Here is an 18,911-nt window from a genome sequence, read left to right as displayed (position 1 = left end):
GGCTTAGCTGCCGGCGTCCAGCACCACCTCAACCAGGTGGCGCTCAGCCTCGAGCGACGGCACCTTGAGCCGGATGATCTGTTTCGCGTGGGAGCCCGCAGGCAGGCGTTCGATCTCGCCATCGGGGCGCACGCCCTTCATGGCCCAGATCGCGCCCTGCCCGGCAACCAGATGACGGGCCAGTGTAACGAAATCCGCGAGCTCTGCGAATGCACGCGAGACGATTACATCAAACTTTGCCGGCACTTCCACGCCAGGCTTCAGTGTTTCGACGCGGCCGGTCACTACCGAGAGATTGGTGAGACCGAGTTCCGCTTTGGCCTGCGCCTGGAACGCCGTCTTTTTGTGGACGATGTCGTTGAGCGTGACCGTCCAGTCCGGCAAGACGATCGCCAGCACGATGCCGGGCAGGCCGCCACCCGAGCCGACGTCGAGCGCCGACGACGGCCCCAGGCTCGCGAGATGCGGCACGATCGAAAGCGAATCGAGAATGTGCTGGATCAGCATTTGCCGCGGGTCGCGGATCGCCGTGAGGTTGTATACGGCATTCCACTTGGCGAGCAATGCGACGTAGTCGAGCAGTTTGTCGAGTTGGGCGTCGCTCAGATCGAGGCCCAACTCCTCGACGCCCTCATTGAGCAATGCACCCAGCGCTTCCCTGCTATCCGCGCCGCCAAATCCCTTCTGCCGTGCCGTCATTGCGTCACCGGCGTGGAGTCGGTGCCGCTGTCGGCCGCACCGGCGGGTTTGCTCGAGCGCCGGCCAAGGCCACGCTTCAGGTGAACCATCAGCAGCGAAATCGCCGCCGGCGTGATCCCGGAGATGCGCGATGCCTGGCCGATCGTTTCCGGCCGGAACTGGGTCAGCTTCTGGCGGGCCTCGAACGACAGTCCGCGTACTTCGGCATAGTCCAGTCCTTCGGGCAGGCGTGTGTTCTCGTGGGATTCGTTGCGCTCGATTTCCCCGGCCTGACGCTCGATATAGCCCTGATACTTGATGCCGATCTCGATCTGCTCCTTGATCTGAGCCAGCAGAACGTCGTCTTCAGCCAAGGCTTCGGCCGGTGCGCAGGCGCCGTCGCGCAAACCGCACACGCCGTCGTACGTCACACCCGGACGACGCAGCAGATCGGCGAGGCTGTACTCGTGATCGATCGCCTTACCGAGCAATGCCGTCGCCTCTTCAGCGGGCAACGTCTTCGGATTCACCCACGTCGTGCGGAGGCGCTCTGTTTCACGTGAAACAGCCTCGCGCTTACGGCTAAAGGCTTCCCAACGCACGTCGTCCACGACGCCGAGCTCGCGCCCAACTTCCGTCAGACGCATATCCGCGTTGTCTTCGCGCAGGCTCAGGCGATATTCTGCCCGGCTGGTAAACATGCGATACGGCTCGGAGACACCACGCGTCACCAGATCGTCGACCAGCACGCCGAGGTAAGCCTGATCGCGGCGCGGGCACCATGCTTCGCGGCCCTGCACATGCAGACCCGCGTTGATCCCGGCCAGCAGCCCTTGCGCCGCAGCCTCTTCGTAACCGGTCGTACCGTTGATCTGGCCGGCAAAGAACAGCCCGTTGATCACCTTGGTTTCCAGCGACGCTTTCAGTCCACGCGGATCGAAATAGTCGTACTCGATCGCATACCCCGGACGCAGGATGTGCGCATGCTCAAGACCCACCATCGAGCGCACCAATTCCAATTGCACGTCGAATGGCAGGCTCGTGGAAATCCCGTTCGGGTAGAACTCGTTCGTGGTCAGGCCTTCGGGTTCAAGGAAGATCTGATGTGACTCCTTCGACGCAAAGCGGTGAATCTTGTCCTCAATCGACGGGCAATAGCGCGGCCCCACCCCTTCGATGACGCCCGTATACATCGGCGACCGGTCGAGTCCGCCGCGGATGATGTCGTGCGTGCGCTCGTTGGTATGCGTGACCCAGCACGGCACCTGACGTGGATGCTGCTCGACGCGACCGAGGAACGAGAACACCGGCACCGGGTCCAGATCGCCCGGCTGCTCTTCGAGCTTGGAGAAATCGATCGTGCGGCCGTCGATTCGAGGCGGCGTGCCGGTCTTCAGCCGGCCTTGCGGCAGCTTCAGTTCCTTGAGGCGTGCCGACAGCGACACCGCAGCCGGATCGCCTGCGCGACCACCCGTGTAGTTGTTCAGACCCACGTGAATCTTGCCGTCCAGGAAGGTCCCGGCCGTCAGCACGACAGCACGCGAGCGGAAGCGAATTCCCACCTGCGTCACCGCGCCCACTACCCGATCGCCCTCCACCATCAGGTCGTCCACCGCCTGCTGGAACAGCCAGAGATTTGGCTGATTTTCGAGACGGTGCCGGATGGCCTGCTTGTACAGCAGGCGGTCGGCCTGCGCGCGGGTCGCCCGCACGGCTGGGCCTTTCGACGAATTCAGGATGCGAAACTGGATGCCGCCCTCGTCCGTGGCCGCCGCCATCGCGCCGCCCAGCGCATCGACTTCCTTCACCAGATGGCCTTTGCCAATACCGCCGATCGACGGATTGCAGCTCATCTGGCCGAGGGTTTCGATGTTGTGCGTCAGCAGGAGCGTCTTGTTGCCCATGCGCGCGGAAGCCAAAGCGGCTTCGGTGCCGGCGTGGCCGCCGCCGACGACGATTACGTCAAATTCAGTGGGATAAAGCATCGCGGATCTCACGCCGGGACACCGCGTGAACCTTCTAAGGAAAATGTATGGGCGAATTATAGCGGGTTCGGTTTTGGCCCGAATTCGTCCGTTTGGCCAAGGCGATAAAAAAAGCGGTGTGTTTCACGTGAAACACACCGCTCGATCACTCGCAAACCCTTGAGGCCAAAGGCTTTACGCCACCTTCTTCGTCAAACCGAGATACGTTTCGATCACGCGAGGATTCTGCGCCAACTCCACGGCCGGACCCTCCAGCGCCAGCTCGCCGGTCTCCAGCACGTAGCCATAGTCCGAAATCTGCAGGGCCGCGCGGGCATTTTGCTCGATCAGCAAGGTCGCGACACCTGTCTGACGCAGCGCGCTGATGATGTGAAAAATCTCTTTCACGATCAGCGGCGCGAGGCCCAGGCTCGGCTCGTCCAACATCAGCAATTCGGGCTTGCCCATCAGCGCCCGCCCCACCGCCAGCATTTGCCGCTCGCCGCCGGATAGCGTCCCTGCCGCCTGCTTGCGACGCTCCTTCAGGCGCGGAAACAAAGTGAACACCGGTTCAAGCTGGTCCAGGAAGTTGCGCTCCCCTGCCCGCTTGCGTCGGTAGGCGCCGAGCACCAGGTTGTCTTCGACGCTCATCGTCGCAAACAACTCCCGCTTCTCGGGGACGAGACACATGCCTAGCGCCACCCGCTTTTCCACCGGCACCGCGCTGACATCCTCGCTCTGATAGACAATCGCGCCCTTCGCATGGCCGCTCACCGGCAACGCGCCCATGATGGCGTTGAGTAGCGTGGACTTGCCCGCGCCGTTCGGACCGATCACAGACACGATCTGCCCCGGCCGCACCTTGATACTGGCGCCGTGCAGCGCCTCGACCTTGCCGTAGCGGACCGACAGGCCCTCCACGTCGAGGATCGGCATTGCGGAATTCATCATCGTTCTCATCAGTCCACCCCACCCAGATACGCCTCGAGCACCGCCGGATCCTGCTGTACGTCCTGCGGCAAACCTTCCGCGATCCGCGTGCCAAACTCCATCACCACCAGCCGGTCGGTCAGGTTCATCACGAAATCCATGTCGTGCTCGACCAGCAGCACGCTCATCCCCTCTTCCTTGAGCTTGCGCAGCAGATCGGCGAGCTGCTGCTTCTCCTGATAACGCAGACCCGCAGCCGGCTCGTCGAGCAGCAGCAGCGTCGGATCGCAGCACAGCGCCCGCGCGATTTCGAGAATCCGCTGCTTGCCCAGCGCGAGGCTTCCGGCCTCGTCGTACATATGCTCTTCCAGCCCCACGCGACGGATCTGCCGGGCGGCTTCCGCCATCAGGCGCCCTTCTTCCGCGCCGTTCAGCCTTGCCACGCTACGCCACACGCCCGCGTGCCCGCGCAAATGCGCGCCGATCGCGACGTTTTCCAGCACGCTCATGCCCGGCAGCAGCTTGACGTGCTGGAACGTGCGGCCAATCCCGCGTTTGACGATTTCACGTGAAGTGAGCGCATCGATCCGCTCGCCGCGAAACGCGATCTCGCCGCTGGTCGCCCGCAGCACACCCGTGACCAGATTGAAGGTGGTCGATTTACCGGCGCCGTTCGGTCCGATCAGCCCGATGATCTGCCCCGCCTTCACCTCGAAGCTGACGTCGTTCACGGCCACCAGGCCGCCGAACTGCTTGCGCGCCTTATCCACGGTCAGAAGCGTTTCACCGGCTGCGGGCTTGCTGCGCTGCGGCAACGGCTCCGCCTGCTCCGGCACGTGGGCACGCGGCCCGCGCGGAAAGAAGCGCGCCACGAACGGCCACACGCCCTGGCGCGCGTACTGCAGCAACAAGACCATCAGCACGCCGAACACAATCACTTCAAAGTTGCCGCTCTCCCCTAGCAGTTTGGGCAGTAGCGTCTGCAGATAGTCCTGCAGGATAGTCAGGATCGCCGCCCCGAGCACCGCGCCCCACACATGCGAGACCCCGCCCACCACCGCCATGAACAGGAATTCGATGCCGTGGTTCAGACCGAACGGCGTCGGATTCACCGAGCGTTGCAGATGCGCGTAAAGGAAGCCGGAGATCGACGCCAGCACGGCCGCGTAGATAAAGATCACCACACGCATCCACGCCGTATTGACACCCATGGCTTCCGCCATCGCGCCGCCGCCGCGCAAGGCACGGATCGCCCGCCCCGGCCGACTATTAAGCAGATTCTGAACGGACACCACCGCCCCGATCACCACCACCCAGATCAGGTAATAGATATGGCGGCCCGATTCCAGATTGATGCCGAACACGTTAAGCACCGGGATGCCGTTGATGCCGTCGTACTTGCCGAGGATGTCGAGGTTGCCGAACAGATAGAACAGCGCCAGCCCCCAGGCGATAGTGCCGAGCGGCAGGAAGTGCCCTGACAGACGCATCGTCACGGCGCCGAGCATCAGCGCAATCAGCGCTGTCAGCACCACCCCGACTATCAGCGCGAGCCACGGCGACACGCCGTACTGCGTCGTCAGGAAGGCGGTCGTATAGGCGCCCACGCCGACGAACGCCGCCTGACCAAAGCTCGTCATGCCGCCGATGCCGGTCAGCAGGACCAGGCCGATCGCCACGATCGCGTACAGGCCGATGTAATTGAGCAGCGTCACCCAGTACTCGGGCACGTGAAGCGGCTGCGGCAACACCGGCAGCGCGAACATCACGACGAGGAACAGCCAGAAGAACTTGCTTTGCAGGATGCGTTTCATCGTGTCACTCCTCGTCCTCTTCCGCATGCGGGCTGGCGAGACTACGCCACAGCAGCACCGGGATGATCAGCGTGAACACGATCACTTCCTTATAGGCACTCGCCCAGAACGACGAATACGACTCCAGCAGGCCTACCAGTATCGAACCCGCTGCCGCCAGCGGGTAACTGACCAGACCGCCGATGATGGCCCCCACGAAGCCCTTTAAACCGATCAGGAAGCCCGAGTCGTAGTAGATGGTGGTCAGGGGTGCGACGAGGATGCCGCACAGCGCGCCGAGCCCCGCAGCCAGCGTGAACGCGAGCCTGCCGGCCTGGGTCGTGCCGATGCCGACCAGCCGTGCTCCAACCCGGTTGACCGAGGTCGCGCGCAACGCCTTGCCCGAAATCGAGCGGTCGAAATACAGATAGAGCGCCGCGATCAGCACCACAGCCGTCCCCAGCACCCACAGGCTCTGCCCGGAGATGGACAGGCTGCCGAGGTTGAAGGTCGCGTCGGAGAACGCGTTGGTGCGCGAGCCCTCCGCGCCGAACATCACCAGTCCGAGGCCGACCATCGCGAAATGCACTGCGACCGCGACGATCAGCAGCAGGAGCGTCGTGCCTTCGGCGATCGGCTCGAAGGCCAGCCGGTACACGAACGGGCCCATCGGAATCACGATCAGCAGCGTCAGCGCAATCTGCGCCAGCATTGGCAGGGGATGCGCGAACAGCCCATGCGTCACGACATACACCGCGCCCGGAAACAGCAGATACTTCCCCGCCAGTACCGCCAGCGTGCGCGCCGCATGCGCGCGCCGTTCCGGATGCCGCACGAGGCCCGCTGTCTCGACCACGAAACACGCCACCCCCATCGCCATCAGCAGCCAGCAGGTCGCCGGAAATTTCTGCGACTGCAGGGCTGCCAGCGTCAGCGCACCGTAGGAGACAAACTCGCCCTGCGGGATAAAGATGACCCGCGTCACGGAAAACACCAACACCAGCGCCAGCGCGAGCAGCGCGTAAATCGCTCCGGTGGTGATGCCGTCCTGCGCGAGGATCGCCGCAATAGATAGATCCATACTTCCTCGTCCTGAAACGTCGAAAATCGAAACTGAAACCGGGAAACCGACTGCCAAACACAAGCGCCGCGCCGGAGCCCGGCGCGGCGGATACAGGCATTGTCATCGACCAGAATGGCGGCGCGGCGTCAGCCACCGCACGCTGGATGCGCGAGAGGCGCGTACCGTCCGCTTTCCTGCGTTATTCGTTCTGCAGCTTCCACTTGCCGTCGACGATCTGCACGATCACGCGAGCGCGCTGATCGAGGCCGTTGTGGTCGGTCGCGGAGGTGTTCATGATGCCGTGCGAAAGCGGCAACTCCTTGATGTTGGCAAGCGCGTCACGCAGCGCTTCACGGAACGCCGGGGTGCCCGGCTGAGCCTTCTTGAGCGCCTCCGGAATCGCCCGCTGCAGCATCTGGCCGGCATCCCATGCATGACCGCCGAAGGTCGCCACCGAGCCCACGCCATACGCCTTCTCATACGCGTTCTTGTAGGCCTCGGACGACTGCTTCACCGGGTTCGAATCCGGCAACTGGTCCGCTACGAGAATCGGGCCGGCCGGCAGCAACTCGCCTTCGCAATCCTTGCCGCACACGCGCAGGAAATCGTTGTTCGCCACGCCATGGGTCTGATAGATCGCGCCCTTGTAGCCACGCTCTTTCAGCGATTTGGCCGGCAGCGCCGCGGGCGTCCCCGAGCCGGCAATCAGCACCGCGTCCGGGTTCGCCGCCATCGTCTTCAGCACCTGGCCCGTGACCGAGGCATCCGTGCGGGCGTAGCGCTCATTGGCGACCAGCTTCAGATGATGCGCCGCCGCCGCGGCATTGAAGACGCTGTACCAGTTCTCGCCATAAGCATCCGCGAAACCGATGAAGCCGACCGTCTTGATGCCGTGCTTCTCCATGGAACCCGCAATCGCGTCGGCCATCAGGCTGTCGTTTTGCGGCGTCTTGAAGGCCCATGCGCGCTTCGCATCCATCGGCGCGATGATCGCGGCCGACGCGGCCAGCGAAATCATCGGCGTCTTGCCCTCCGAGATCACGTCGAGCATCGCCAGTGAATTCGGCGTGACGGTCGAACCAATGATCGCGTCGACGTGGTCTTCGTCGATCAGCTTGTGCGTGTTCTGCACGGCCTTGCTGGTGTCGGAGGCGTCATCGAGCACGATGTATTGCACGCTCTTGCCGCCGATCTCCTGCGGCAGCAACGCGATGGTGTTCTTCTCAGGAATCCCGAGCGATGCGGCCGGTCCCGTCGTCGACAACGTCACGCCGATCTTCACCTGCGCCAGCGCCGCGCTCGCGCCGCATGCCAACGTCAATGCGAGAGCCGTGCCGATCCACTGCCTTGTCTTTTTCATTGCCTGTCTCCAAACGCTTGATCTGTTTATCGATTATCCGGCTCGCGGGCCGAGTGTCTGAATCTATTGACCAGGTTCAGGTGTGCCAAGCATGGTTTTCCCTGCCGGCCCGGCACGTCTACCTGTCACGTCAATCTGCACTGCCGCGCAAGCAACAAAAAAGGCGCGTCAACTGCACGCGCCTTTGTCCGGATCCGTTTCGCTATGCGCCCTTGGCTCAGTCGCCGGCCAGCTTCCACTTGCCGTCGACAATCTCCACCATCACGCGCGCCCGCTGATCGAGACCGGAGTGGTCGTTCGCGCTCATGTTGAAGATACCGTGCGAAGCCGGTAAATCCTTGGTGCCTTCGAGTGCGGCGCGCAGCGCTTCGCGAAACGCCTGGGTGCCAGGCTGGCCTTTTTGCAGTGCCAAAGGAATCGCCTTCTGCAGCAACAGGCCCGCATCCCACGCGTGACCGCCGAAGGTCGATATCGAGCCGACACCATACGCCGCCTCGTACGCGTGCTTATAGGCGAGCGCACTCTTCTTCACCGGGTTCGAGTCAGGCAGTTGATCAGCCACCAGCAGCGGCCCCGCCGGCAAATAGGTACCGTCGCAATCCTTGCCGCACACGCGCAGGAAGTCGTTGTTCGCGACGCCGTGCGTCTGATAATACTTGCCCTTGTAGCCGCGCTCTTTCAGCGTCTTCTGCGGCAGCGCCGCCGGTGTACCGGCACCCGCGATCAGCACCGCATCCGGGTTCTGCGACATCATCTTCAACACCTGGCCCGTGACAGACGCATCGGTGCGCGCGAAGCGCTCGTTGGCGACAATCCTGATCTTCGCCAGATCGGCGGCCTTGCCGAATTCCTTGAACCAGCTCTCACCGTATGCGTCCGCGAAGCCGATAAAGGCCACCGTCTTCACGCCGTGATCGGCCATGTGCTGGGCGATTGCAGTGGCCATCAGGATGTCGTTCTGCGGCGTCTTGAAGACCCAGGCGCGCTTCGCGTCCATCGGTTCGACGATCGAGGCGGCCGCGGCCATGGAGATCATCGGCGTCGAGGTTTCGGCGGCCACGTCGATCATGGCGAGCGAATTCGGCACGACGGTCGAGCCGAGCAGCGCGTCGACGTGGTCTTCGCTGGTGAGCTTGCGGGCGTTCTTGACGGCCTGGGTGGAATCCGTGGCGTCGTCGAGTACGATGTAATCGATTTTCTGCCCTGCCACTTCTTTCGGCAGCAATGCGATGGTGTTCTTTTCCGGAATGCCGAGCGATGCGGCCGGCCCTGTCGCCGACACCGTTACGCCGATTTTCACGTCTGCAAACGCATGGCCGCTCCACACCGCCGATACGCCCGTCGCAATCAATGCCGCACTCATCCAACGCAATGCCGAATTCATCCCGCTCCTCTTGCTGCCCCGTTACGCGTTTGAATTAAATCTGCTGATTTAAAACCCCGACCCAGCGGTCGGTGAACGGCGAGTGTAGCGGACGCCAGCGGCCTGCGGCAAGCGTTTTGCAAGCCCCGGCAGGGGCCAAAACGCGCCGGCCGGCGCCAGAAAATGAGGATCGGTCTGCAGAAGAAAAGCGGCTGAAAAGCCACTGGAAAAGGTGAAGAAAAAAGCGCGAAAAGAGAGAAGACGACTTTATGAAAGTACAAATAAAAAGCGCTGTTGGATCCATATCCAACAGCGCTTTCGTCTGGGCACTGAGTGCCTCATTGTCTCCTCGTTCTCCACCTGCAAATTCGGTGTTCATCAGAACTGGGTGAAGATTAAACAACCGCTCCTTTCTGGACAACTAGCATTTACCCTAGTGGTGCATCGCAGCACTGAATTGGGGCACGTTTGAAACATCGCGATGCAGCCCTCTGAGCGAAGCCGCGACGGCTTTCCCTCGTCCATTTATATCGGACACCGAAGTACTTTCAGACTGCGTGCCCGCTATGCGCGCAACGGCCGGACTCGCGCCACGATCTCGCCGACAATGCCGCGCCGAAACGCCAGCACGCACGCGATAAAGATCAGCCCCGTGACGATGGTGGCCGATTCGCCCAGCGAGTTGAACCACTGCAGCCCGGTTGCCGACGCGAGCGCACCGCCGATATCGCCCAGCCGGTCCTCGAGTGCGACGATCAGCGCCGCGCCGAGCAGCGGGCCAAACAAGGTGCCCATGCCGCCGACGAGCGTCATCAGGATCACCAGCCCCGACATGGTCCAGTACGCGTCGCTCAAGGTTTCGAAGCCCAGCACCAGCACCTTCAGCGACCCCGCCAGGCCGGCAATCCCCGCCGACAACACGAAGGCCAGCAACTTGAAGCGATCGGTGTCATAGCCGAGCGACACCGCCCGCGGCCCGTTCTCCTTGATCGCCACCAGCACCTGCCCGAACGGCGAATGAACGATGCGCACGATCAGCAGGAACATCAGCACCATCACCACCAGCACGACGTAGTACAGCGTGAGGTCCGACGAGAGATCGAGCATGCCGAACAGCTTGCCGCGCGGCACGCCTTGCAGGCCATCCTCGCCATGCGTGAACGGCGCCTGCAGAAACACGAAGTAGACCATCTGCGCGAGCGCGAGCGTCACCATGGCGAAGTAGATGCCCTGGCGCCGGATCGCGAACAGGCCGACCACCAGCCCGAGCAGCGTCGCCGCAGCGGTGCCCGCCAGCACGCCCAGTTCCGGTGAGTAGCCGAAGGTCTGGATGGCGTAGCCGGTGGTGTAACCGGCCATGCCCAGAAACATCGCATGACCGAACGACAACAGTCCGGTATAGCCGATCAGCAGGTTGAAGGCCGCCGCAAACAGCGCGAAGCACAGCACCTTCATGACGAACAGCGGATAGATGCCGATGAACGGCACCGCGATCAGCAGGAGCAGCAGCAGGCCGTAAAGCGCTTTCCTTTGCATCATTTTTCCTTGCCGAAAAGACCCGCCGGGCGCACCAGCAGCACCAGCGCCATGATGACAAAGACGACCGTCGCCGAGGCTTCGGGGTAGAACACCCGCGTGAAGCCTTCGACCACGCCGAGCATCAGTCCGGTCAGAATCGAACCCATGATCGAGCCCATCCCGCCGATCACGACCACCGCGAACACGGTGATGATCATCGGCTGCCCCATCAGCGGCGAGACCTGGATCACGGGCGCCGCCAGCACACCCGCAAAAGCGGCCAGGGCGACGCCGAAGCCGTAGGTGAGCGTAATCATCAACGGCACGTTGACGCCGAACGCCTCCACCAGTTTCGGGTTCTCCGTACCGGCGCGCAGATAGGCGCCAAGGCGTGTCTTCTCGATCACGAACCAGGTGGCGAAGCAAACCACGAGCGATGCCACCACCACCCACGCACGGTAGTTCGGCAGGAACATGAAGCCGAGATTGGTGGCGCCGGACAGCGCCTCGGGTACGTCGTAGGGCTGCCCCGACGAACCGTAGATGGAGCGAAACACGCCTTCGACGACCAGCGTCAGACCGAAGGTCAGCAACAGGCCATACAGATGATCGAGCTTGTAGAGCCAGCGCAGCATCGAACGCTCGATAAGAATGCCGAACACGCCGACAATCAACGGCGCGAGCACCAGCATCACCCAGTACGGCAGATTGAAATACGACAGCCCCATCCACGTCAGCATCGCGCCCAGCATGAACAACGCGCCGTGCGCGAAGTTGATCACGTTGAGGAGACCGAAGATGATCGCGAGACCCAGGCTCAGGGTCGCGTAGAACGAGCCGTTCACGAGTCCCAACAGCAACTGGCTCAGCATCGCCGAGAGCGGAATGCCAAAGATTTCCATTGAACGCCTTAGCCCTTAACCCATCGTCAAGGTGAGATCGACATGCGCACTGTCCGGCTGCGTGCGGCCCCCCAATTCGGCCCGCGCACAGCGTGGTGACCCGGCTCTCTGTCTGCGGCACCGGCCGCAGACAGACGGGATATCAGCCCGCGCTTATTTCCACAGCGCGCAGCGGGTTTCCGCCTTGGTCGTGAACGCCTGCTCGCCCGGAATGGTCGCCGTGATCTTGTAGTAGTCCCACGGTTCTTTCGATTCAGCCGGCGTCTTCACCTGCATCAGATACATGTCGTGAATCATGCTGCCGTCCGCGCGGATGTAGCCCTTGGCATAGAAGTCGTCGATCCTGGTCTTCTTCAACTGGGCCATGACCTTGTCCGGATCCGTCGAGCCGACCGCCTGCACCGCCTTCAGATAGGTCGTGACAGCCGAGTAGTCGGCTGCCTGCAGGCTCGACGGCATCTTCCTCGTCTTGTCGAAGTAACGCTCAGCCCACTTGCGCGTAGTCTCGTTCCTGTTCCAGTACCAGCTATCGGTCAGCACCAGGCCTTGCGTCGTTTCGAGCCCGAGGCTGTGGATGTCGTCGATAAAGATCAGCAGCGCCGCGAGCTTCATGGTCTTCGTAATGCCGAATTCCTTCGCCGCCTTGATCGAGTTGATGGTGTCGCCACCGGCGTTCGCGAGGCCCAGCACCTGCGCCTTCGACGCCTGCGCCTGTAGCAGGAACGAGGAGAAATCCGAAGCCGACAGCGGATGATGCACGTCGCCGAGCACCTGGCCGCCGTTGGCCTTCACCACGTTCGCGGTCGCCGTCTCCAGCGCCTTGCCGAACGCGTAATCAGCCGTCAGGAAGTACCACGTTTTGCCGCCCTGCTTCGTCACCTCCGCGCCCGTGCCCTTCGCGAGCGCCGTCGTGTCGTACGCATAGTGGATCGTGTAGGGCGTGCATTGCTCGTTGGTCAAGGTATCTGCGCCGGCGCCGACGTTGATATAGACCTTGTGCTTTTCGCCCGCCACCTGGCTCATCGACAGACCCGTCGCCGAATTGGTGCCGCCGATCAGCACCTCGACACCATCGCGGTCGAACCATTCGCGCGCTCGCGATGCGGCGATGTCCGCCTTGTTCTGGTGGTCGGCGTAGACCAGCTCGATCGGCTTGCCGTTGACCTTGCCGCCGAAGTCGGCGATCGCCATGCGGATGGCTTCGAGGCCGCCAGGACCGTCGATATCGGCGTAGAGGCCGGACATGTCGGTGATATAGCCGATCTTGACCGTGCTGTCGTCGGCCCGCGCGCTGCCCATCGTCAGCGCGGCGCTGGCCGCGGCTGCAAAGCAGAATGCCGACAGTCGCGCGAGTGTTTTGATTTTCATTGCGGTCTCCTTGTTTCCTGGCTTGTGGTTATCAGAGGCAATCGGGCATTTATACGCCGAGCAGGTCGTGCAGCGTCGGCATCTTGCTTGCGAGTTCGCCCGCGCAGAAGTGTTCGACGATGCCGCCATGCTCCATCACATAGAAGCGGTCGGCCAGCGGCGCGGCGAAGCGGAAATTCTGTTCGACCATCACGATCGTGTAGCCGCGCGTCTTGAGCGTCATGATCATGCGCGCGAGCGCCTGCACGATGACCGGTGCCAGGCCCTCGGAGATTTCGTCGAGCAGCAACAGGCTGGCGCCGGTGCGCAGGATGCGCGCCACGGCGAGCATCTGTTGCTCGCCCCCCGACAGCCGCGTGCCCTGGCTCGCCCGGCGCTCCTGCAGATTCGGGAACATCGAGTAGATCTCCTCCAGCGACATCATGTGCGCGGCGTCACCGACCGGCGGCGGCAGCAGAAGGTTCTCCTCACATGAGAGGCTCGAAAAAATACCGCGCTCCTCGGGACAGTAGCCAATGCCGCAATGCGCGATGCGATGGGTCGGCATGTCGATGGTCTCGCGGCCGCCGACGCGAATCGAGCCGGTGCGCCGCCCGGTGAGCCCCATGATGGCGCGCAGTGTGGTGGTCCTGCCGGCGCCGTTGCGGCCCAGCAAGGTGACCACTTCGCCGCGGTTCACGGTCAGGTCGACGCCATGCAATATATGGGATTCGCCGTACCACGCCTGCAGGCCCGCGATCTCCAGCGCGGGCTCCGCGCCGGCCACACCGCTGACCTCGACATTCTCGCGCTCCGCAATCGTGTTCATGCGTGCGCTCCGCTGAGCGCGGCATCGGCACTGCCCATATAGGCCTGCATCACGAGCGGGCTTTTCGATACTTCGCCGTACGTACCTTCGGCGAGCACCTCGCCGCGTTGCAGGACCGTGATCGTGTCGGAGATGCCGGCAATCACATTCATGTTGTGCTCGACCATCAGGATGGTGCGGCCGCTCGAGACCTTCTTGATCAGCGCGGTCACGCGATCCACGTCTTCGTGGCCCATGCCCTGGGTGGGCTCGTCGAGCAGCATCAGTTCGGGCTCCATCGCGAGCGTGGTGGCAATTTCGAGGGCGCGCTTGCGGCCATAGGACAGTTCGACCGTCAGCACGTCGGCGAAATCGGTCAAACCGACCTGCGTGAGCAGATCCATGGCGCGGTCATCGAGTTGATGCAGCGAACGCTCGCTTTTCCAGAAATGAAAAGCGGTGCCCAACGCGCGCTGCAAACCGATGCGCACGTTCTGCAATGCCGTCAGATGCGGAAACACGGCGGAAATCTGAAACGAGCGGATGATGCCGCGCCGGGCGATTTGTGCCGGCCGTTCGCGGGTAATGTCGATGCCGTTGTAGACGATCTGCCCTGCGGTGGGCACGAGGAATTTGGTCAGCAGATTGAAGCAGGTGGTTTTACCGGCGCCGTTCGGGCCGATCAGCGCATGAATCGAGCCACGGCGTACGCGCAGGTTGACGCCGTTGACGGCGACAAAGCCCTTGAACTCTCTCGTTAGTCCGCGCGTTTCGAGAATCGTGTCGCCGAGAATCATGTTCCCTTCCATGCGAAGTGAGGCGAAGCACTACGATCTTCCGCGCCAGAGGCTGCGCGACGTGTGATGGCGACGACACCCCCGTGCCGATCGTTGGCGTGGTGCACCCATTACGGACGGTAATCCAGGGCGAGCCACGCAGCATCGCGCCATTGTCGCGCCAATGATGCAGCGCATTCATTGGGATTTGCACTTAGTCTGCGATGCGCGCCGGCGGGCTGCGGCGCGCATCGGGCCTGCGTGTCACGCAATGGACATCGACGACGCCGGACGTACCTGCGACGCCTGACCCGCAAGACGTGCGCGGCGATCCTCGCGAATCATGTCGCTTGCGCGCTCGGCGATCATCAGCGTGGGGGAGTTGGTGTTGCCCGAGGTGATGGTGGGCATCACCGACGCATCGACTACGCGCAAACCCTCGACACCGATCACGCGCAGACGGTGATCGACGACGGCGGCGGGATCGTCCGCGGTGCCCATCCGGCAGGTGCCGACGGGATGGAAGATGGTGGTGCCGACTTTGCCGGCTGCCTGCTGCAGTTCTTCTTCGGTCTGAAACTCGATGCCTGGCAGAATCTCCTGCGGCCGATACGGGGCCAGTGCGGGCGCGGCGGCAATGCTCCGTGTCAAGCGCATCGCATTGGCTGCGACGTGGCGGTCGTAATCGGTGGACAGATAGTTGGGTGCGATCAGCGGCGCCACGTGCGGCTCGGGGGAGACGATGTGGATGCTGCCGCGCGAGGTGGGACGCAACTGGCACACCGACGCCGTGAACGCGTTGAAGCGATGCAACGGCTCGCCGAAGCGATCGAGCGAAAGCGGTTGCACGTGATACTCGAGATCGGGGCGGGTGAGCGAGCGATCATCGGGATCCGATTTCGCAAACGCGCCGAGTTGGGAGGGCGCCATCGACATCGGTCCGCTCTGGAACAGCGCGTACTGCAGACCGATCATGAGCTTGCCCCACCAGTGCGCGGAGGCGGTGTTGAGGGTGCGGACGCCCTCGACCTTGTACGCCATGCGCAACTGCAGATGGTCCTGGAGATTCTCACCGACGCCGCGCAGATCCTGCACGACCGGTATGCCAAGGTTTTGCAGATGCGCGCCGTTGCCGATACCGGAGAGCTCGAGTAGTTGCGGCGAGTTGACCGCACCGGAACTGAGGATAACTTCACAACGGGCTTTGGCGAAATAATCGGTGTCATTGCCGCGATATTCGACCCCAGAGCAACGGCGGCCGTCGAACACGACGCGCTGCGTGACGGCGCCGGTGATGATGGTGAGATTGGGGCGATTGAGCGCGGGACGCAGAAAGGCTTTGGAGGCATTCCAGCGGATGCCGCGTTTCTGGTTGACGTCGAAGTAGCCGACGCCGCTGTTGTTACCGCGATTGAAGTCGTCGGTGGCGGGGATGCCGGTTTGCTGCGCGGCTTGTGCGAAGGTTTCGAGGATTTTCCATTTGAGGCGTTGTTTTTCGACGCGCCAGGGACCGCCTGCGCCGTGCGATTCGTTGGCGCCGCCGTGGTAGTCCTCGCTGCGTTTGAAGATGGGGAGGACGTTGTTCCAGGACCAGGCGGTGTCATTGGTGACGCGGGCCCATTCGTCGTAGTCTTCGCGCTGGCCGCGCATGTAGATCATGCCGTTGATGGATGAGCTGCCGCCTAGCACTTTGCCGCGCGGATATGAGAGGGAGCGGCCGTTCAGGCCGGGTTCTTCTCGCGTTTTGTAGAGCCAGTCTGTGCGGGGGTTGCCGATGCAGTATAAATACCCTACCGGGACGTGGATCCAGTGGTAGTCGTCCTTGCCGCCGGCTTCCAGTAGAAGTACGGTGACTTCGGGGTCCTCCGTCAGGCGGTTGGCTAGTACGCAGCCTGCTGTGCCCGCGCCCACTACTATGTAGTCGAATTCGCCTTCCAGCGTTCGCTGGGTTTCGTTGCTGTTTTTGTTCATTTGGTTTGTCTCCTTCGTCTGTTTGCCTGCGGCGGGGGCTTTGGGTTTTTGCCTGCGGCGCTTTGGTTGTTGCTCTTGGGGTGTTGGCCTTTCCTTGCATTCTTAGCGGTCTATTAGCTTCGCCCCTGTGCGGGGCGGCACTTACTTTCTTTGCCGCCGCAAAGAAAGTAAGCAAAGAAAGCGGGCTCACACCGCTAGCCCGTAGTGAGACATCTCAACATGCTTCGGGAAACGGCCCAACACAAGACCCGCCCTCGCACCACACCCGTTCGTGACAAAGCCGTCATCCGCTCCAGCGTCGCGCTTCGCGCCCCGCCGTCAGGCATAACGGATCTTCAGCTCGCTCGTCCCGCGTCTTGCATGATTAGGCATCCAAACATTCTTTACACATACTCCAGGCGTTCACACCCGCATCCCACCACTAGCAGACCCTTCCGCCGCGCACGCAGTGCGCGGGCGGGATGAATGACTGCTGTGTCACTTTCGCGGGTGATGCGAGAGACCATCTTGTCTCGGACCACTTCGTGATCACACGGGGGGGTGGCTCACTATGGGCTGGCGGTGTGAGCCCGCTTTCTTTGCTTACTTTCTTTGCGGCGGCAAAGAAAGTAAGTGCCGCCCCGCACAGGGGCGACACTAATAGACCACTAAGAATGCAAGGAAAGGCCAACCCCCCAAGAACAACAACCAAAAAGCGCCGCAGGCAAAAACCCAAGCCTAAGCTCCAACACCACCCAAATCCAATGAGTAATGCTCAACCACCCCATAAGCCGCGCTAATATCAGAAGATGGACCTAACCCTGCTCCGAGCCTTCGTCACAGTCGCCAAAGAGGGCAACCTCACCCGCGCGGCGGCGCAACTACACCTGACCCAACCGGCGGTCAGCCTACAAATCAAGCACCTGCAGGAAACCCTGGTCCTAACCCTATTCACACGAACCTCCCACGGACTAACCCTAACGCGCGACGGCCAGGCGCTCCTCCCACATGCCGAACGCGCGCTCAGCGCCGCCAACGACGTCCACCGCGCCGCCGCATCGCTGCGCCACGAGGTCCGCGGCACGCTGCGCATCGGCACCATCCTCGATCCGGAATTCCTCCGCCTCGGCGGCTTCCTCAAACAACTCGTCGAAACCTGGCCGCATATCGAAACCGCCTTGCGCCACGGCATGTCCGGCTGGGTCCTCGAGCAGATCCGCGCCGGCGAACTCGACGTGGGTTACTACATCGGCCAGCCATCAGAAGACGATACCCGTGACGGCGCCGCCTTTCACGCGCTCACGCTGACCCACTTCCAGTACCGCGTGCTCGCGCCCGCCGGCTGGAAAGACCGCGTCAAAGGCGCGCGCGACTGGCGCTCCCTCGCCGCCCTGCCCTGGATCTGGACGCCGCCCGCCTCCGCGCATCATCGGCTGCTGTCGCGGCGCTTCGCCGAAGCCGGCGTCAAGCCCGTCAAAGTGGCCGAGGTCGATCAGGAGCCGTCCATGCTCGATCTGGTCAAATCCGGTGTCGGCCTCACCCTCGCGCGCGACGCCACCGCCATCGCCGAAGCCCACGCCCACGCGCTCACCATCGTCGAAGGCGTCACCGTGCCGACCCAGTTGAGCTTCGTCACGCTGGCCGCTCGCCAGAACGATCCGGCAATCGCCGCGGCCCTCAGGCTCATCGAGCAGCAGTGGGCGATATGAGCCGCACTCATGACAGCGCCGCCGCACGCGGCAAACAATCACAGGCGGCTTAACACCACCGTCACGCGCTTTTTGCTAGATTCGAGGTTCGCGCGTCTGGTTTGCGCCCGCCTTTGTTTGAGTTTCGTTCGAGTTTGTCCTTCCTGGCGCGCTTCGCCCCTGTCACATGCCTCTGAAGCCGCCGACAATCCATCCTTCCCGAGGAGCCTGACATGGCACGCAACATCGAAATCAAAGCCCGCGCACAGCAATTCGAGCAACTCCGCGAACGCGCCGCCGAACTTTCGCCCGAGGCTCCGCTGATCTTCCGCCAGCAGGACTTCTTCTACGATGTGCCGCGCGGACGCCTCAAGCTGCGTCAGTTCGACGACGGTACCCCGGCCGAACTGATCTTCTATCAACGCGACGATCGCGACGGCCCCAAGGCGTCCTACTACACGCGCAGCCCCGTGACCAACCCGGAAGCCATGCACGCGCTACTCGCCACCGCGCTGACCACGCGCGGCATCGTCACCAAGGAACGCCACGTCTACACGACCGGACGCACGCGGATTCACCTCGACCGGGTGGACGGTCTCGGTGACTTTATCGAACTGGAAGTGCTCCTCGCCCAGGACGACGACGAGGAAGGCGGTCACGCCGAAGCGCACGCGATGTTTGCGAAGCTGGGCGTGCCGGAAACGGATCTGGTCGCCGTTGCGTATGTGGACCTGCTCAGCCCGGACAGCGAGCCGCGGCAAGCGGCGTGAG

At 62.7% G+C, this 18,911-nt stretch carries 16 protein-coding genes; 2 read left to right on the top strand and 14 right to left on the bottom strand.

What is annotated here, in order from left to right; translation table 11 throughout:
- Nucleotides 1–3: 3 nt before the first annotated feature.
- The 14 genes from rsmG to BUS12_RS31425 all read right to left on the bottom strand — a co-directional run bounded on the left by rsmG (nt 4) and on the right by BUS12_RS31425 (nt 16,473).
- A complete protein-coding gene (rsmG, locus tag BUS12_RS31485; RefSeq protein WP_074301231.1) occupies nt 4–699 on the bottom strand; it encodes a 16S rRNA (guanine(527)-N(7))-methyltransferase RsmG in 696 nt (231 codons plus the stop codon).
- Nucleotides 696–2,663: a tRNA uridine-5-carboxymethylaminomethyl(34) synthesis enzyme MnmG gene (gene mnmG / locus BUS12_RS31480; protein ID WP_074301230.1), complete on the bottom strand. Its 1,968-nt coding sequence runs from the start codon at nt 2,661–2,663 to the stop codon at nt 696–698. Before mnmG ends, rsmG begins: the two co-directional genes overlap by 4 nt.
- A gap of 174 nt (nt 2,664–2,837) precedes the next feature.
- The gene (locus tag BUS12_RS31475; protein WP_171991761.1) at nt 2,838–3,590 is read right to left on the bottom strand and encodes an ABC transporter ATP-binding protein; all 753 of its coding nucleotides are present in this window, start codon (nt 3,588–3,590) and stop codon (nt 2,838–2,840) included.
- Between the two features lie 11 nt (nt 3,591–3,601).
- Nucleotides 3,602–5,386 (bottom strand): branched-chain amino acid ABC transporter ATP-binding protein/permease, encoded by a 1,785-nt coding sequence (locus BUS12_RS31470; RefSeq protein ID WP_074301229.1) that lies wholly within the window; start codon nt 5,384–5,386, stop codon nt 3,602–3,604.
- A gap of 4 nt (nt 5,387–5,390) precedes the next feature.
- Nucleotides 5,391–6,446, bottom strand: a complete 1,056-nt coding sequence (locus BUS12_RS31465) for a branched-chain amino acid ABC transporter permease (RefSeq protein WP_074301228.1) — start codon at nt 6,444–6,446, stop codon at nt 5,391–5,393.
- Nucleotides 6,447–6,627: 181 nt separating this feature from the next.
- Nucleotides 6,628–7,788 (bottom strand): ABC transporter substrate-binding protein, encoded by a 1,161-nt coding sequence (locus BUS12_RS31460; protein ID WP_074301227.1) that lies wholly within the window; start codon nt 7,786–7,788, stop codon nt 6,628–6,630.
- 217 nt (nt 7,789–8,005) lie between these two features.
- Nucleotides 8,006–9,172 carry an ABC transporter substrate-binding protein gene (locus tag BUS12_RS31455; RefSeq protein WP_074301226.1) on the bottom strand — a complete coding sequence of 389 codons (1,167 nt, stop codon included), beginning with the start codon at nt 9,170–9,172 and terminating at the stop codon, nt 8,006–8,008.
- Between the two features lie 34 nt (nt 9,173–9,206).
- A complete protein-coding gene (locus BUS12_RS38505) occupies nt 9,207–9,530 on the bottom strand; it encodes a hypothetical protein (RefSeq protein WP_143788513.1) in 324 nt (107 codons plus the stop codon).
- Between the two features lie 185 nt (nt 9,531–9,715).
- Nucleotides 9,716–10,687, bottom strand: coding sequence for a branched-chain amino acid ABC transporter permease (locus tag BUS12_RS31450; RefSeq protein WP_074301225.1), 972 nt, complete (start codon nt 10,685–10,687; stop codon nt 9,716–9,718).
- Nucleotides 10,687–11,571, bottom strand: a complete 885-nt coding sequence (locus BUS12_RS31445) for a branched-chain amino acid ABC transporter permease (protein ID WP_074301224.1) — start codon at nt 11,569–11,571, stop codon at nt 10,687–10,689. The genes BUS12_RS31450 and BUS12_RS31445 overlap by 1 nt, the downstream gene beginning before the upstream one ends.
- Nucleotides 11,572–11,724: 153 nt before the next feature.
- Nucleotides 11,725–12,939, bottom strand: coding sequence for an ABC transporter substrate-binding protein (locus BUS12_RS31440; RefSeq protein WP_074301223.1), 1,215 nt, complete (start codon nt 12,937–12,939; stop codon nt 11,725–11,727).
- 49 nt (nt 12,940–12,988) lie between these two features.
- Nucleotides 12,989–13,747: an ABC transporter ATP-binding protein gene (locus BUS12_RS31435; protein WP_074301222.1), complete on the bottom strand. Its 759-nt coding sequence runs from the start codon at nt 13,745–13,747 to the stop codon at nt 12,989–12,991.
- The gene (locus BUS12_RS31430; protein ID WP_074301221.1) at nt 13,744–14,523 is read right to left on the bottom strand and encodes an ABC transporter ATP-binding protein; all 780 of its coding nucleotides are present in this window, start codon (nt 14,521–14,523) and stop codon (nt 13,744–13,746) included. The genes BUS12_RS31435 and BUS12_RS31430 overlap by 4 nt, the downstream gene beginning before the upstream one ends.
- A gap of 243 nt (nt 14,524–14,766) precedes the next feature.
- Nucleotides 14,767–16,473, bottom strand: coding sequence for a GMC family oxidoreductase (locus BUS12_RS31425; protein WP_074301220.1), 1,707 nt, complete (start codon nt 16,471–16,473; stop codon nt 14,767–14,769).
- Nucleotides 16,474–17,261: 788 nt separating this feature from the next.
- On the opposite strand from BUS12_RS31425, the gene BUS12_RS31420 reads away from it, so the two are divergent.
- Together BUS12_RS31420 and BUS12_RS31415 are read left to right on the top strand one after the other, a co-directional pair.
- Nucleotides 17,262–18,161 carry a LysR family transcriptional regulator gene (locus BUS12_RS31420; protein ID WP_074301219.1) on the top strand — a complete coding sequence of 300 codons (900 nt, stop codon included), beginning with the start codon at nt 17,262–17,264 and terminating at the stop codon, nt 18,159–18,161.
- Between the two features lie 212 nt (nt 18,162–18,373).
- Nucleotides 18,374–18,910 carry a class IV adenylate cyclase gene (locus BUS12_RS31415; RefSeq protein ID WP_074301218.1) on the top strand — a complete coding sequence of 179 codons (537 nt, stop codon included), beginning with the start codon at nt 18,374–18,376 and terminating at the stop codon, nt 18,908–18,910.
- The last annotated feature ends 1 nt before the right edge of the window (nt 18,911 follow it).

Source organism: Paraburkholderia phenazinium (assembly GCF_900142845.1).
Lineage (GTDB): Bacteria > Pseudomonadota > Gammaproteobacteria > Burkholderiales > Burkholderiaceae > Paraburkholderia > Paraburkholderia phenazinium_A.
Note: the sequence above shows the minus strand (reverse complement) of the source record. Positions and strands in the feature narration are given on the sequence as shown.